Genomic DNA, 14,557 nt, shown 5'->3' on the forward strand with positions numbered 1-14,557 from the left:
TGGGGAGGGTGTCGTGGGTGCTGGGCGCGCGTTGGGGTTGTTGCTGGGCGTGGCAGCGGACGCGGTCTTCGGTGATCCACGCCGGTTTCACCCGGTAGCGGCATTCGGCAGCACCGCGGCGGCCCTGGAGAAGCGCCTGCACGCCGACTCGAAGGCCGCCGGCACCGTCTACACGGCCGTGCTGGTCGGCGGCACCGTGGCCGCGGGCGTCGCCGCCGAACGCTTCGCCAAGCGTCACTGGCTGCTGGAGACCCTCACCACCGCCGCCGCGACCTGGACCGTCCTGGGCGGCAACTCGCTGGCGTCCGAGGGCACGTCGATGGGCCGCGAGCTGGCGGAGGGCGACATCGAGGCCGCCCGCACCCGCCTGCCGTCCCTGTGCGGCCGGGACGCCTCCCGCCTGGACACCCTCGGCCTCGCGCGGGCCACCGTCGAGTCCGTGGCCGAGAACACCTCCGACGCCGTCGTGGCCCCGCTGTTCTGGGGCGCCGTCGCCGGCGTGCCCGGCCTGCTCGGCTACCGCGCCGCCAACACCCTCGACGCGATGGTCGGCCACAAGTCGCCCCGGCACCTGAAGTTCGGCTGGGCCTCCGCCCGCCTCGACGACCTGCTGAACCTGCTCCCGGCCCGCCTCGCCGCCCTGCTCACCGTCGGCGGAGCCCCCGTCGTCGGCGGCTCGGCCACCCAGGCCCTGGAGACGTGGCGCCGTGACGCCGCGGCCCACCCGTCACCCAACGCGGGCCAGGTCGAAGCCGCGTTCGCCGGCGCACTGGAGATCCGCCTCGGCGGCCGCACCGTCTACGCCCACGGCGTGGAAGAACGCCCCGTCATGGGCCACGGCCGCAACCCGGACTCAGGTCACGTGACGCGAGCCGTGGAGCTGTCCCGCGTCGTCGGCTTCGGCGCGGGCCTCGTCAGCGCCTTCATCGCCGTCCTCCGCAAGTAGCTCGGCGATCGACTTCTTGCGCTTCTTCGTGCCGCTCTCGTGCAGCACGCCACCCGGCCGCGCCTCACGGATCGTGAAGTACAACCACCCGCCCACGGCCATCACGCCGAACGCGATCCACTGCAACGCGTAGGAGAAGTACGGCCCCGACTCAAGACGCGGCAGCGGCAGTACGTCGAGCGCCCCCGGCTGGTCCTCGATCAGCTGGAAGTACCCCGGCTGAATACCCGGCCCGACCGCGTCGTTGTTGATCGAGTAGATCTGCCTGCGCCCGTCCTGGTCGAACGCGGGGGTGGCGTTGGACTCGTTCCCCCTGGCCAGCCCGATGACGGTGACCTCACCGGTGGGGGGCGCCGCGAAGTCCGGCGGCTTGATCCCGTTGACCGGCCGCACGTACCCGCGGTCCACGAGCACCCGCTGCCCGGTCGACGTCTCGAACGGCGTGATGACCTCGAACGCGGCCTCGCCCTGCACGGTCCGCAGCCGCGCCAACGCCTCCAGTTCGGGCAGGTAGCGGCCCTTGAGCTCGACCTTCTGCCACTCGGCGTGCTGGCCGCCGTACGCGGCGGGGTCGCTCTTCAGCGACTCGGTGATGGCGGAGTTCTGCGCCTGGCGCTCGTCGTTGCGGCCGAACTGCCACGGGGACAGCAGGTAGACGCAGACCCCGGCGAAGACCCAGACGGCCAGGGTCAGCGCCAGCCAACCCGGCTTGAGGAGGAACTTGAACCGCACGTCACCACGGTAGATGCGTGAGCCGCGCCTCGCGGCACTGGGTCACGCCGCGGCGTTCGCGAGTGGTCCCGGCTCGGTCGACGGGTTTCGGTGCCGGTCCCGCTCACGGACGGGTCGACCGCGATGTGCCCTTCGTCGTGTCGCGCTCTGAAATTCGGACTCAGGTCAGTCCTGCGTGAGCGCCGACAGTTCGTCGGCAGCACGCCGCCGCCGTTGGTCGTCTGTGCGCATGTACTCCACCAGCGACACCGCCTTGATGCGACGGTGCTTACCCACCTTGCGGTACTCGATCTCGCCTGCTTCCAGCAGACCGATCAGGTAGGGACGTGACACGTTCAACATGTCCGCGGCCTGCTGCGTGGTCAGCTCGGCGTCTGCGGGCACCACCGACACACCATGCCCGGCAGCCATGTACGCGAGGATCTGGGCGAAGAGTTCGACCGCCGCGCGCGGGAGCACCAGCACGTCGTCGTTCTCCTCGACGCGAACGCGGACATCGCCCTCGTCGTCGTGATGACTTTGCAGGTACGTCTTGACCCGCGTCATCGCAGCGCGCGCTGTGACGACGTCGTCATCGTCAGGTTGAACGGCTTGCAGTGCTGCCGATCCCATCGAGCTGCCCTCCCTTCCGCTATCCGAATTATCCGCAGCATTCGAAACAAACGCAACGCGCTATCGGGTGAGCTGGAACCGGGTCATGAACCCCGCAGCGCCTCCCTGGCAGCGGCCTGAGCCTCCAACCGGTACCCACCCCCGAACAACACGGCGTGCACGAGCAGCGGGAACAGCTGGTGCAGCCGCACCCGCCGCTCCCACCCGTCGGCCAGCGGCGCGACCTCCCGGTAAGCGCCCAGCACGTGGTCGAGGAACGGGCAGCCGAAGAGCCGGAGCATCGCGAGGTCGGACTCGCGGTGCCCGCCGTGCGCGGCCGGGTCGATCAGCCACACCTGGCCGTCCGCGCCCCACAGCACGTTGCCGCTCCACAGGTCGCCGTGCAGCCGTGCGGGAGGCTCCGCGGGTCCGGCCAGCTCGCCGATCCGCGCGCACACCTCGGAGACGTCGATGCCCGCCTGGCGCGCGTAGGGCTCGATGCGCTGTGACGCGAACCACGACGGCCACTCGGGCGCCGGCTCGTTGAGCATCGGGGCGGCACCGATCGTCGCCTCACGGGGACCGCCCGGCGGAGGTGCGCCGAACGCCTCGGCGCCCGCCAGGTGCAGTGCGGCCAGGCGGCGGCCGAAGGTCACGGCCGCCTGAAGATCCGGCGAGCCGGCCGGGACCTCGTCGATCACCAGCCGGCCGCCGTCCGCGCTGTGCACGCGCGGCACCGGCGGGCCGCCCTCGACGGCGATCCAGCGCAACCCGGCGGCCTCCGCGGCGGTGGCGGACGGCGACTGGACTTTCGTCCTCAAAGCCGCTCGCGGACCCACGCGACCAGTCCCGGCATCGCCGCTTCGACCATGGTCAAGACCTCGGTGAAGCCCTCGGTACCCCCGTAATAGGGGTCCGGTACATCCGTTCCGTCGGCATCCGGGTCGAACGAACGGAGCAGTCTCACCCGGTCGGGACCGATCATCCTCCGCAACGCCCGCGCGTGCCCTGAATCGAGCGCTACCAGCAGATCTGCGCCCAAATGCCGCTCGGAGACCTGTGCCGCAACGTGGTCGGTCGGATACCCGTTGTCCGCCAACGACTTCAGCGCGCGCGGATCAGCGGGGTCGCCGGCGTGCCAGCCACCCGTTCCGGCACTGGACACCTCGACCCGGGACGACAATCCTTCCCGCGACAGCCACTCCCGGAACACCAATGCCGCGACGGGGGACCGGCAGATGTTGCCGGTGCAGACGAACGAGACGTGCATGACACCCCAGCCTAGGCGGTGCCGCCGCACGGTAACGATCAACCGCTGTCGCAAGATGTACGGACAAACGACCTGGAGGCCGCCCCATGCAGACTGGTACCGACGTGCCCCCGCAGCGGGAGATCATCGGGTGCACCGACGCCCTTGGGCGCCGTCGTGCGTTCGAGGTGTACCTCAACGAGAAGGGGCGGATCTGCTTCCGGACCCCGCCCGGTGAGTCCGCGCAGCTCGACGCGTTCCAGCTGGACGAGCTGATCAGCCACCTCACCGAGCTCCGCCGCTACATGCAGTGACGTGGTGCTGAGCTGGTCGCCCCGGGAGGACGAACTAGTATCTCGGGCGATGACCAGCCCAGATCTGCGCCACCACGGTGACGTCGACGCCGCACCCGGCCTCGCCGACTTCGCCGTCAACGTGCGGGTGCCGCACCCGCCCGCTTGGCTGCGTGACCGGCTGGCCGCGGCGCTCGACGGGCTCGGCCGCTACCCCTCGGGACAGGCGGAGGAGCGGGCCCGTGCGGCCGTCGCACGCCGGCACGGGCGCTCGCCGGACGAGGTCCTGCTGCTCAACGGCGCCGCCGAGGGCTTCGCGCTGCTGCCGAAGCTCGCGCCCCGCTGTGCCGCGATCGTCCACCCCGGCTTCACCGAGCCGGAGGTGGCGTTCCGCGACGCCGGAATCCCGGTCGAGCACGTGCTGCTCTCCAGCGACTTCCGGTTGCGCGACGTGCAGCACGACGCCGACCTGGTCGTCATCGGCAACCCCACGAACCCGACGTCCGTGCTGCACGAGGCCGCCGCGCTCAAGGCGCTGCCCGGCAGGCTCGTCGTCGACGAGGCGTTCATGGACGCCGTCCCCGGCGAGCCCGAGTCCCTCGCGCACGACCCGGACGTGCTCGTGCTGCGCAGCCTCACCAAGACGTGGGGCCTCGCCGGTCTGCGCGCCGGCTACCTCCTCGGCGACCCCGAGACCCTCGCGCGGCTGGCGCACGGCCGTCCTCATTGGCCGGTGGGCAGCCTCACGCTGGAGGCCATCACCGCGTGCTGCGAGCCGGAGGCCCTGGCCGACTCCGCGCGGTTCGCGCTGGAAGGCGCCGAGCACGCCGCGTTCGCCGTGGCGGCACTGGGAGATCTCGTCGTCGTGCCGCCGAAGGGGCCGTACCTGCTGGTCCGGGTTCCGCGCGGCACGAGGGAAGCGTTGCGGGACAAGGGGATCGCGGCGCGCCGGTGCGACACCTTCCCCGGGCTCGACGACACGTACCTGCGCGTGGCGATCCGTCCGCCGGAGGAGTTCGCCCTGTTCGTGGACGCGCTGCGGGTAGTGATGGAGGAACTGGCGTGAAGCTCGCCGACGTGGTCGCGGTCCTGGAGGACGCGTACCCGCCGAAGACCGCCGAGAGCTGGGACGCGGTCGGCCTGGTGTGCGGTGACCCCGAGGAGGAGGTCACGCGCGTGCTGGTGTGCGTCGACCCGACGTCGTCCACAGTGGACGAAGCCGTCGAGTCCGGCGCCCAGCTCCTGCTCGCCCATCACCCGCTGCTGCTGCGCGGCGTCAACGGAGTCCCCGCCGACGACCCCAAGGGCGCGCTGGTCCACAAGCTCATCCGCAACCGCTCCGCCCTGTACTGCGCCCACACCAACGCCGACTCGGCCCTGCCCGGCGTCTCCGACGCACTGGCCCGTGCGATCGGCCTCACCGTCACCGGCCCGCTCGACCCGGCGGAGCCGTCCGCGGACACCGGCCTCGGCCGCGTCGGCGAACTTCCCGAAGCCGAACCGCTGCGGGTCTTCGCCCAGCGCGTCGCCGCCGCCCTGCCCGCCACCGTGCAGGGCGTCCGCGCGGCAGGCGACCCGGAACGCCTGGTCAAGCGCGTCGCGGTGTGCGGGGGAGCGGGCGACAGCTTCCTGGGCGCGGTCACGCGCGCCGGCGTCGACGTCTACGTGACGGCCGACCTGCGCCACCACCCGGCGAGCGAGCACATCGAGTCCGGCGGCCCGGCGTTGGTCGACGTGGCGCACTGGGCCAGTGAGTGGCCGTGGTGCGAGCAGGCGGCGGAAATCCTGCGCACCGCGTTCGGCGGTAGGGTCGACGTACTCGTCTCCACTCGCCGGACCGACCCGTGGACCGTAGGCGCGACGAGCCCAGCAGCAGGAGGACATGCGTGAAAGCCGACCCCGCAGTGCAGCGCAGGCTGCTCGACCTGGCCGCGGTCGACGCCGAACTGGCGCGTGTCACGCACCGGCGCCGCACGCTGCCGGAGATCGCCGAGATCGCCGAGGCGGAGCAGCTCGTCCGCGCGAAGCAGGACGCGCTGGTCGCCGTCGAGACGACCCTCGGCGACCTCGACCGCGACGTGAAGCGCCAGGAAACCGAGATCGACCAGGTTCGCGCCCGCGGCGACCGCGACCGCAAGCTGATGCAGTCCGGCTCCGTCGGCGCCAAGCAGCTCACCGACCTGGAGCACGAGCTGGCCACCATCCAGCGCCGCCAGGGCATCCTGGAGGACGACCTGCTGGAGCTCATGGAACGCCGCGAAGCCGTCGAGGCGGACGTCTCCTTCGCCCGCGTCGAGCTCGACAAGGCCCGCGCCGCCCTGGAGGAGGCCGCCGCCCGCCGTGACACCGCGCTGGCCGACCTCGAGACCACCGAGACCCGCCGCGCCGCCGACCGCTCGGTGATGGCGAAGGGCTTCCCGGACGACCTGCTGAAGCTCTACGACCGCCAGCGCGAGCAGCGCGGCATCGGCGCGGCCGTCTTCCAGTCCCGCAGCTGCGGCGCCTGCCGCATCGAGCTCGACCGCGGCGCGGTGTCGAAGCTGAAGGAGGCGGCGCCCGACGAGGTCGTGCGCTGCGACGAGTGCGGCGCGATCCTGGTCCGCGTGAGCGAGCAGAGCTGAACCCGTTCCGGCGTCCACACAGGACTCCTCCGGCGTTGCTTGCGGGGTCGTCGTGAGAGTGGACGTGCGGCAGGTCCTGGACCCCTCGCGGCAGATCGTCGCGTTCAGGTGCGACGCCGGAGCGGCGACCGCCCGGTGGTCGGGGGAGAGTCCCACTCAGCTGGGCATCGCCACCGCCGGGATCGAGATCCCAGAAGAGGTCTCGGCGTGGACAGTCCTCCCACCAGGCGATACCGGGTGTGCTGGAACCACACGCCGAGGTCTGTCTCGGTCCTGAGGTCCAGCTCCCCCGTCATCTGACGGCCTCCAGCCAGGGCACGTTGTCGGGTGGCCGGTTCCGGATGGGGCTGGGGGTGTCGGGGCCGCACCACGACGGCCCCCGGGCCCGGTCGCCGAACGAGGTCACCGGCGTGAGCGGCTCCGGCACCCGGAACGGCAGACCGGCGGAGGCCAGCTGCCGCAACACCTCCACGCGCCGCGGCATCGACGCGGCGGCGATCTCCACGAGTTCCGGCGCCACACCCGTCCTTCCGTCAGATCGTGACGACGATCTTGCCCTGCGTCCGGCCCAGCTCGGACTCCCGGTGCGCCTCCGCGATCTTCTCCAACGGGTACGTCGCGGCGATGTGCGGCGTGTACCCACCCCGCGCCCCGAGCGCGGCACCTTCGGCAAGCGCGGCCGAGCTGGTCTCGGCGTAGTAGTGGCGAACACCGAGCGCGGCGGCCCGTTCCGCATCGGCAACCGTGACAACGCGGTCCGCACCACCGGCAATCGCGACAAGATCGGCAAGCGACCCGGACGCAGCCGTGTCGAGCACCGCGTCCACACCAGCGGGCGCGAGCTGACGAACCCGCTCACCCAGCCCGTCGCCATAGGTGGTCGGCAACGCCCCCAACCCGCGCAGGTAGTCGTGCTTGCCCGTACTCGCCGTGCCGATCACCGTGGCACCACGCGCAACAGCCAGACACACCGCCGCACTACCCACGCCACCAGCCGCACCTTCAACGAGCAGCGTGCGTCCAGCCAACTCCCCAAGCGCATCAAGCGCCCGCACGGCCGTGTCGACAGCCAGTCCAGCGCCAGCGGCCTGCTCCAAGCTCCACGCGTCGGGCACCACCGCCCAAGCCGCGAGGACCGCGTACTCAGCGGACGCCCCGAACAGCCCGCCAAGCCCGAAGAGCCGATCACCGACAGTGACCCCCGTGACGTTCTCCCCGACCTCATCCACCACCCCTGCCGCGTCCCGTCCAGGGATCGCCGGGAACTCGACGGGGAACGACGCACGGGCAACCCCCGAGCGCAGCTTCCAGTCGACCGGGTTGACGCTGGCCGCCCTGACCTGCACCCGGATCTCGTCCGGACCCGCGTGCGGTTCCGGGACGTCCTCGACCACGAGCACCTCCGCCGTGCCGTAGTCGTGGTAGCGCGCTGCACGCATGGAAGCTCCTCAGGTAGATAGTTTCTGTGGAAAGTAACTTAGAGTGGATTACTTTCCGCAGCAAGTGTCTCCTGAGTCACTTTCCGTGGAAAGTGTTCGGGTGGTACCTTCGCGTCCGTGGACGGAGAGCTCGACCAGGCCGAGGCGCAGACGTGGGAGTCGGTGCTGTCCGTCCTGCTCTGGCTTCCCGCGGCGCTGGAGGGACGGCTCAAGCAGCACGGCCTGAGCCACTACGAGTTCCTGATCCTCTGGTGCCTGTCGCACCACACAGACCGCACCCACACCATGAGCTCACTGGCCGAACTGTCCCGCGTCACGCCGTCACACCTGTCGCGCATTGCCTCCCGCCTGGAGAAGCACGGCTGGTTCGTACGCGAGTCCGACCCGTCCGACACCCGCTACACGATCGCCTCACTGACCCCGGCGGGCCTGGAGAAGTACCGCGAGGCGGCGCCCAGCTACTACGCGGCGCTGCGCGAGCACCTGTTCAGCCGGCTCACCGAGCAGCAGGTGGAACAACTCGGCGGCATCACCGCACTCGTCGCGCAGTCCCTCGACCCCCGAGCCGGCTACCCGAGATAGACGTTCGCGCGGTGCCACTCGAAGTACGGCTCCGACTGGCCGTCGTGCGCCCCGCACCGACGTCCGTCCAGGTCGCTCAAGTGATCACGCAGCCGCCCGCGAAGCTCTTCCTCGAACCGTGAACGGACATGTCCCGTGCCGTCCACGGTGACATACCCGGTCTCGAACAGGCTGTCGCAACCGAACGTGCAGGCCAGCATCGCCACGTTCGTCAGGTCGTTGCGCTCGGCCTCGCTGCACAGCGACCGCTTCTTGATGTGCGCCGCGACGAGGAAGTTCCCCGGAAAGTCGTGCCCGCACAGGTCGCACGGCGCGCTGGTCCGCCCGCGCAGCAACAACCTCCGCAGCTCGGCCTGCTCCTTGCGGATCTTGACCAACGCGATGCCGTCGGACTCGGGGAACTCGCGGACGTGCGGCGGAAACTCCACGTCCTGCAGTGAGACCGTCGCGGGCCGGAGAGACGTGACCGTTCCGGGGATGGTCCGCAACACCGCCCCGACGAACGCCGAACGATGGCCGAGCTCTTCGACGTTGATGGGGACGGAGCGCCGGGCGTAGAGCTTCTCGACGCCGTTCTCGACATCCCTGACGTCGACCCACTGTCCTTCGGGGGAGCGGTCGGTGCTCACCAGAACCTGCTTGTGGTTGACCTCGATGATGGTGTTGACGCTGCCTTTCGCCGTCTTGATGGGGTCCCCGATGAGCGACCGCAGCAGAGTCACCGCGTCCGGCACCGCGCCGCGGTCTGCCGGTCGAGCCAGGTCGGCGGCCAGCCGGTCGGCGTCGTCGGCGGTGTAACCGGGGACGCGCAACCTGAGCCGGATCTGCTTGGTGGCGTTGCCGGACGCGTTCCTGCCGATCTTGGCCTGCGCGCTGCCGAGCTTCGCCCGCAGGTCCCCGAAGCTGGGCACGGTCGCCAGCGCAACAGGAGTCTGGACGATCCTGCGCTCGGCCTCGGGCAGCTTCCTGGCGACGGCCGAGTCGACGACCCCGTCCTCCAGCACCGCGTCCAGGGCTCCCAGTCGGCGGAGCAGCAGCGTCAGAACGAGGTTGTACTGGTGGTTGCGGGCGTGCGGGCTGTTGGTGACCTTGCCACCCGCGCTCTTCATGACCAACGCGAAGAGGCCACCCTCGGCTTCGATCTCGAACTCCGCGTTGAGCACGACGCCGTCGTCGCCAGTTGCGTGCATGCCTTGGACATCGACGCCTGCCGCGATCCAGTTACGGACCCGGCTCCGCGTTCGATGTCGCCCGAACCAGTAGAGACAGGGCAGTGCGATCGGCGTGGGACTGATCACGTCCGTTCCGCCCGGCGCCCCCGAATCGCACAACTCCCCATTCCACCGAAACCCCTGCGGCGATCTGCGAGGTCTCAATTGGTTTTGCGATAAACCTTCCTCCGGCCTGCCATTTGAGACAATGTCGGGCAAAAGAGTTTGTCCATCGGACTCTTGATCGTGCCGCCGACAGGACTGTAAAACGTGAAGCGCGCCAAGATCCCGCAGGGCCAAGAGACTCTCGACGTCAGGCCGTGCAAAGGCGTCGCCTGCCGCGCGCTGAAAATTAGCGCGGAACGCGTTCGAAAATGTTCCATCGGTGTGAGCGGCTCTCTTCGGTCTGAGTCGTTCGGTCGCCATGCTCGCGTCCGGGAGGACGGAATGGGATTTCTGTGATGAGGCGACGCACGTGAACACGGAGATCGAGAACGAGTCGGCCACCAGAATCCTCCCGATCCGGGGCGAACTCTTCGAAGACGTGGTGGCCACCACCCTGGTCAGCTACGGCGAAGCCGCCCTGCCCACGCGCCGTGCCGAGGCGTTGCTGGGCGGGGACGGGCTGGGGAAGCGCCGGTTCGGTGCGCGGCCGCGGCATCGGGCGGTCAGGCGCCGGTTCGCCCTGCTGGTGCTCTGCATGGGGTTCTGCCTGGTGCTGCTGGATTCCACGGCGGTCACCGTGGCGCTGCCCACGATGCAGACCGACCTTGGCAGCAGCCCCGGCGAACTGCAGTGGATCGTCGACTCCTACACGCTCGTGTTCGCCGCGTTCCTGCTCGGCGGCGGGGCCCTGACGGACAGGCTGGGGGCTCTCCGCGTCTACGTCGTGAGCATCGTCGTGTTCGCGATCAGCTCGGCGATGTGCGCGGTGGTGACGGACAACTGGCTGCTGATCACGGCCAGGGGCGTGCAGGGCATCGGTGCCGCGGGGATGATGCCCGCTTCGCTCGCGTTGCTGCGCTCGACTTTTCCCGAACCGGCGCAACGCGCTCGCGCGATCGGCATCTGGGGCGGCCTGGGAGGCGTCGCCGCGGCGCTCGGTCCGCTGCTGGGCGGAGTGCTGGTCACCAGTGCCGGGTGGCAGACGCTTTTCTGGATCAACGTCCCGCTCGGCGCGCTCACCGCGGTGCTGAGCTTCCGCAGCCTGCGGGAGACCGAAACGACACCGAGCGCCGGCTACGACGTCGTCGGCCAGCTCACGTCGTTCGCGGGTCTGGGCGCGCTCGTCGCGGGTGTGATCGAGCTGGGACACAACGAGCTCGTGTCGGGAGCGGCCCTGACCGGTGGCGGCCTCGCCCTGCTCCTGGCCTTCCTGCGCGTCGAACGACGGCATCCCGAACCGCTGCTCGCCACCGTTCTCGTGCGCGACCGCGGCCTGATCGGAACGGCCCTGACCGGTGCCGCGCTCAACTTCGGCCTCTACGGCATGTTCTTCCTCGTCACGCTGTACCTGCAGCAGGTGCTGCACCTCTCCCCGGTCCTCACCGGCCTGATGATCGCCGTCGTCGCGGCCGGCTCGATCTCCGGCTCGCTCTTCGCCGGCTGGTTCACGGCTCGCACGGGCCCGCTCCTGCCGATGATCGTCGGACTGCTGTGCGGGGCGGCCGGCTATCTGCACCTCTCCGGCACCCCGTCAGCGCTCCCGGAACTGGCCATCGCCCTCTTCGTGGTCGGGTTCGGCGTCGATGTGGGGCTTGCCGCCGCGACGGTGATGACACTTCGTCTCGCGCCTGCGGCTTTGGCGGGCGCGGCCACCGCTGTGCTGACGACGATGCGTCAGATCGGCAGTGCGCTCGGGGTTGCCGTGTTCGGCGGGTTCGCGGCCGTGGCCGCTTCGCTGACGGAGGGCTTCTCCATGGCGATGATCACTGCTTGCGCGGTGTACGTGGGAGCGGCAGTGCTTACCTTGGTCAACCGGGTGGACACCACGGCTGGCCCCGCATAAGCAAAACCCCCACGTTGCTGATGTCTCCATCAACCCCGTGGGGGTAGAAGTGTCCGAGGACGAAGTCGCACACTATTCACCCACGTAGCGCTTCCTGGTCCTAGGTAGGCTCACCTGACCCCGGTTGCCCACGGGGCCCGTCCTGCGATGGCCATGCGGGACGGGCCTCGCATGCTGCTGCTGAATGCTTGAGCTGCGAAGACGTGCGTCGGGACGTCGGGACGTCGTGCAGATGAGCCGTCCCGATGACCTGTCGGCGTCTGTGAGAGGGTTGGCAGGCGAGACCTCACGGGACGGCTCTGCTGTCAGGAGGTGCCTCTCAGCACTCGGGTCCACTCGGGTCCACATCGCACTTCTGTAACGTCTCAGCACCCAAGCTCGATCACGGAGCCATGGCAGACGATGGTACGCAGGTCGATCGAGGTCTCTTCGAGGGATTTGAAGGATATCGGACTGTGGGGCGCGATGAGATCGCACGCGTACTCGCCGAAGGTCTAATCGTACCAGATGCCAATGTCTTGCTAAACCTATACAGGTATACCGCGGATTCGAGGGCGAATCTCGTGAGTGTTCTTGAGAAGGTGTCCGCCCAGTTGTGGGTTCCGCATCAGGTTCTAGTCGAGTTCTGGCGAAATAGGGAATCTGTCATGAGGGATCCTGGGGATTCCGAAAAGACGATTGACGAACTCGAAGAACATAGTCGTAAGGCCGTCAATGCGCTCCAGGCCTGGTCTAATCGTGTTTCGCTGCCTATGGAAGTTGCAAAGAAACTTGTCGGCCACATTGAGGACGGGTTTGCTCAGGTCGCTGAGGAAATGCAGGCCCATTCCGTCATGGTAACGGCAGATTTCAGTCGAGACACGTCCGACGACATGGTGTTGAAGTCGCTGGAGCCGATCCTTAAGGGGCGGGTTGGACCAGCGATGGAGGAGTCGCTTTACAAGAAGGCGGTCACGGAGGGCCTTCGCCGAGTTGCGGCTGAAGAGCCACCGGGATACAAGGATAAGAAGAAGGAAGGAGATCGCGCGGCAGGTGACTATCTTGTATGGGAGCAGATACTTCTTGAAGGGGAGAATCGTCAGAAGAGCGTTGTTCTGATCACTGCGGACACGAAAGAGGATTGGTGGAGAATGGAAGGAGGTGAGCGGAGAGGGCCGCGTATCGAGCTCGTGCAAGAGATGTACCGAAGGACGGGTCAGCGTTTTTTGATGCTTCGGCCAGCTCAACTTCTACAGTACGGGCAGGACTTCTTTTCGGTAAGCACAAGCGACGAGGTAGTGCGCGACGTTGAATCGGTCGACATCGCTGTATCTCGCGCCAGCGAGATACCCCCTGGTGGCGGATGGACGGTAGAAGGTCTAGGACTCCTCCTGGTCAGGCTGAACAGCGAGGCAATGGTGCAGGCTGACGTACTACGGGTTGCAGTGAAGCAGTCAGGGTTCGTGTCTCGCGAGCAAGTATATGAAATTGCAGGCTACTCACCAGAAAGAAGCTTGCGAGGATTTACGCGTCCCATAAACCGGCTCTCTCAGTTTGTCAAGAGTATGGACATGGCCGAAGTAGACGCGGTTGACGTGCTATGGGCGGTTTACAACGAGGATTCACCAGAGATTGGGTGGGCTGCAGGTTTTAGGGTCCATAGAGAGGTTCTTCCTCTGTTGAAGTTGGTGCCATCCTCGCTGCTTGAATGTGACTACATCACTAATGTCGAGTCCGCGAATGAGGGCTCTGACGAAAAAGAAGGTGAGCGGTAGCGTGGATGCTCAAGCTGTGTTTAAAACCGACCAGGGGGCGCGTAGGGTGGCGGTCGTTATTCGGGCAGGTATTCCTGCGAGTCATCAAGGGCGCGGGCAGGGTGAACCTATTTATCCGGATAGCGTAACCGACGTTGCAAAGCTACTCCGTCAAGAAGGCGTCGAAGTATCATACGAGCACGATCGCGATCAGAGGAAGATTCTAAGTTTAAATAGTGCAGAGGTATGGATTCCAGTTCTTGCGTTCGTTACCGACGTTGGGGTGAACGTTCCGGCGAACATCGTCGCAACGATGATTGTAAACTATTTTGGCGGGCGTTCTCGTGCAGAAAAATCGGTTCTGCACGTCGAGTTCGAAGAGAGCACTCCGGACGGATCGCAGCGAAAGTTTAATGCCAGCGGGCCCGGCGCTCTCGTCTTGGAAGCAATTGACAAGTTCGGCAGGCAAGAAGATGTCTGACACTGGGCAGCAGCTTCTCAGTGAAGGTAGAAGACTTTACGGAATTGCGCTGTGGCGGGCGCTGACAGGTGACAGCGGGGATTCGGCAAACAAAGATATCAGGCGGGCCATTGTCGCTCTCAGTAGCGCTATGAATTGGCTCGAAGGTTGGGATTCTGATGGGTTTGATCTGGCGCATCAGTTTCTTGATAAGAGCGGTGAGCTTGCTCGTCGAGAGTTTTCCGCTGGGTGTTGTTTTGACTTTAGGGACGATGCATATCACCAAGCGTGTCCGGTAGCGCTGGCGCACTCTCGTGTGGGAATGAGTGCCGGCTTTGTGATCAAGCAAAGTCACTGTTCGGTTTGTGGTAAGGATCCTGAGGAATGCGAACACATCTCAGGTCGCGTCTACGACGGAGAACGATGTTGTCGGGTGATAACCGAAGCTGAACTGCTCGAAGTTTCCTTGGTGGAGCGGCCGAATCAGCCTGATGCCAGGATTCACTCGTACACACTAACTAGATCTGAACTCTATGCGAGTCTGGGAGAGGGTTTCGCGTGGGGCATGACGATTTCATGCGATCGCTGCCTAAATCCTTGCCGTGGGCTCAGCTATCCGATGCGTAATACTTGATGAGATGCGCGCACGTATCGATGCTTGGTTGAACATAGATCCGCATCAAGCGCTAAGT

Annotated in this window: 16 protein-coding genes; 9 read left to right on the forward strand and 7 right to left on the reverse strand. The window is 67.2% G+C overall.

Features of this window, described 5'->3' with window-relative positions:
- Positions 1 to 13 precede the first annotated feature (13 nt).
- A complete protein-coding gene (locus BLT23_RS36460) occupies positions 14 to 946 on the forward strand; it encodes a cobalamin biosynthesis protein (RefSeq protein ID WP_090059218.1) in 933 nt (310 codons plus the stop codon).
- On the opposite strand, the gene BLT23_RS36465 is transcribed toward BLT23_RS36460, so the two are convergent.
- The 4 genes from BLT23_RS36465 to BLT23_RS36480 form a co-directional block, all read right to left on the reverse strand.
- Positions 854 to 1,678 (reverse strand): SURF1 family cytochrome oxidase biogenesis protein, encoded by an 825-nt coding sequence (locus BLT23_RS36465; protein ID WP_090059220.1) that lies wholly within the window; start codon positions 1,676 to 1,678, stop codon positions 854 to 856. The genes BLT23_RS36460 and BLT23_RS36465 overlap by 93 nt on opposite strands.
- A gap of 165 nt (positions 1,679 to 1,843) precedes the next feature.
- Positions 1,844 to 2,290: a helix-turn-helix domain-containing protein gene (locus BLT23_RS36470; RefSeq protein WP_090059222.1), complete on the reverse strand. Its 447-nt coding sequence runs from the start codon at positions 2,288 to 2,290 to the stop codon at positions 1,844 to 1,846.
- Positions 2,291 to 2,373: 83 nt separating this feature from the next.
- A complete protein-coding gene (locus tag BLT23_RS36475) occupies positions 2,374 to 3,108 on the reverse strand; it encodes a fructosamine kinase family protein (protein WP_090059224.1) in 735 nt (244 codons plus the stop codon).
- Positions 3,087 to 3,539 carry a low molecular weight protein-tyrosine-phosphatase gene (locus tag BLT23_RS36480; RefSeq protein ID WP_090059343.1) on the reverse strand — a complete coding sequence of 151 codons (453 nt, stop codon included), beginning with the start codon at positions 3,537 to 3,539 and terminating at the stop codon, positions 3,087 to 3,089. The genes BLT23_RS36475 and BLT23_RS36480 overlap by 22 nt, the downstream gene beginning before the upstream one ends.
- 86 nt (positions 3,540 to 3,625) lie before the next feature.
- On the opposite strand from BLT23_RS36480, the gene BLT23_RS36485 reads away from it, so the two are divergent.
- From BLT23_RS36485 to BLT23_RS36500, 4 genes are read left to right on the forward strand one after another with little or no spacing between them, the layout of a single operon-like run.
- A complete protein-coding gene (locus BLT23_RS36485; RefSeq protein WP_090059227.1) occupies positions 3,626 to 3,832 on the forward strand; it encodes a hypothetical protein in 207 nt (68 codons plus the stop codon).
- Between the two features lie 49 nt (positions 3,833 to 3,881).
- Complete coding sequence (gene cobC / locus BLT23_RS36490) at positions 3,882 to 4,877, forward strand: Rv2231c family histidinol phosphate aminotransferase CobC (protein ID WP_090059228.1); 996 nt, start codon at positions 3,882 to 3,884, stop codon at positions 4,875 to 4,877.
- Entirely contained in the window at positions 4,874 to 5,701 is an 828-nt protein-coding gene (locus BLT23_RS36495; protein WP_245744547.1) for a Nif3-like dinuclear metal center hexameric protein, read from the forward strand. Before cobC ends, BLT23_RS36495 begins: the two co-directional genes overlap by 4 nt.
- The gene (locus BLT23_RS36500) at positions 5,698 to 6,432 is read left to right on the forward strand and encodes a zinc ribbon domain-containing protein (protein ID WP_090059229.1); all 735 of its coding nucleotides are present in this window, start codon (positions 5,698 to 5,700) and stop codon (positions 6,430 to 6,432) included. Before BLT23_RS36495 ends, BLT23_RS36500 begins: the two co-directional genes overlap by 4 nt.
- Positions 6,433 to 6,724: 292 nt before the next feature.
- Here the strand turns inward: BLT23_RS36500 and BLT23_RS41455 are convergent, their stop codons facing one another.
- Both BLT23_RS41455 and BLT23_RS36510 read right to left on the reverse strand, forming a co-directional pair.
- Positions 6,725 to 6,952, reverse strand: coding sequence for a hypothetical protein (locus BLT23_RS41455; RefSeq protein ID WP_090059230.1), 228 nt, complete (start codon positions 6,950 to 6,952; stop codon positions 6,725 to 6,727).
- Positions 6,953 to 6,965: 13 nt separating this feature from the next.
- On the reverse strand, positions 6,966 to 7,871 hold the full coding sequence (locus tag BLT23_RS36510) for an NADP-dependent oxidoreductase (RefSeq protein ID WP_090059231.1): 906 nt from the start codon (positions 7,869 to 7,871) through the stop codon (positions 6,966 to 6,968).
- Between the two features lie 117 nt (positions 7,872 to 7,988).
- On the opposite strand from BLT23_RS36510, the gene BLT23_RS36515 reads away from it, so the two are divergent.
- The gene (locus BLT23_RS36515; protein WP_090059233.1) at positions 7,989 to 8,453 is read left to right on the forward strand and encodes a MarR family winged helix-turn-helix transcriptional regulator; all 465 of its coding nucleotides are present in this window, start codon (positions 7,989 to 7,991) and stop codon (positions 8,451 to 8,453) included.
- Here BLT23_RS36515 and BLT23_RS36520 read toward each other — a convergent pair.
- Positions 8,441 to 9,643: a hypothetical protein gene (locus BLT23_RS36520; RefSeq protein ID WP_090059235.1), complete on the reverse strand. Its 1,203-nt coding sequence runs from the start codon at positions 9,641 to 9,643 to the stop codon at positions 8,441 to 8,443. The genes BLT23_RS36515 and BLT23_RS36520 overlap by 13 nt on opposite strands.
- Before the next feature lie 496 nt (positions 9,644 to 10,139).
- On the opposite strand from BLT23_RS36520, the gene BLT23_RS36525 reads away from it, so the two are divergent.
- From BLT23_RS36525 to BLT23_RS40350, 3 genes are all read left to right on the forward strand, one after another.
- The gene (locus tag BLT23_RS36525; protein ID WP_176947092.1) at positions 10,140 to 11,672 is read left to right on the forward strand and encodes an MFS transporter; all 1,533 of its coding nucleotides are present in this window, start codon (positions 10,140 to 10,142) and stop codon (positions 11,670 to 11,672) included.
- A gap of 392 nt (positions 11,673 to 12,064) precedes the next feature.
- On the forward strand, positions 12,065 to 13,426 hold the full coding sequence (locus tag BLT23_RS40345) for a PIN-like domain-containing protein (RefSeq protein ID WP_143036161.1): 1,362 nt from the start codon (positions 12,065 to 12,067) through the stop codon (positions 13,424 to 13,426).
- Positions 13,416 to 13,886, forward strand: coding sequence for a hypothetical protein (locus BLT23_RS40350; RefSeq protein WP_143036162.1), 471 nt, complete (start codon positions 13,416 to 13,418; stop codon positions 13,884 to 13,886). The genes BLT23_RS40345 and BLT23_RS40350 overlap by 11 nt, the downstream gene beginning before the upstream one ends.
- Positions 13,887 to 14,557: the final 671 nt, after the last annotated feature.

Source organism: Lentzea fradiae (assembly GCF_900100955.1).
Classification (GTDB): Bacteria; Actinomycetota; Actinomycetes; order Mycobacteriales; family Pseudonocardiaceae; genus Lentzea; species Lentzea fradiae.

Coding starts and splice junctions, on each gene's coding strand:
- BLT23_RS36470 (WP_090059222.1), bottom strand. CDS start 2,290: ATGGGATCGGCAGCACTGCAAGCCGTTCAACCTGACGATGACGACGTC.
- BLT23_RS36480 (WP_090059343.1), bottom strand. CDS start 3,539: ATGCACGTCTCGTTCGTCTGCACCGGCAACATCTGCCGGTCCCCCGTC.
- BLT23_RS36485 (WP_090059227.1), top strand. CDS start 3,626: ATGCAGACTGGTACCGACGTGCCCCCGCAGCGGGAGATCATCGGGTGC.
- cobC (WP_090059228.1), top strand. CDS start 3,882: ATGACCAGCCCAGATCTGCGCCACCACGGTGACGTCGACGCCGCACCC.
- BLT23_RS36510 (WP_090059231.1), bottom strand. CDS start 7,871: ATGCGTGCAGCGCGCTACCACGACTACGGCACGGCGGAGGTGCTCGTG.
- BLT23_RS36520 (WP_090059235.1), bottom strand. CDS start 9,643: ATGCACGCAACTGGCGACGACGGCGTCGTGCTCAACGCGGAGTTCGAG.
- BLT23_RS40345 (WP_143036161.1), top strand. CDS start 12,065: ATGGCAGACGATGGTACGCAGGTCGATCGAGGTCTCTTCGAGGGATTT.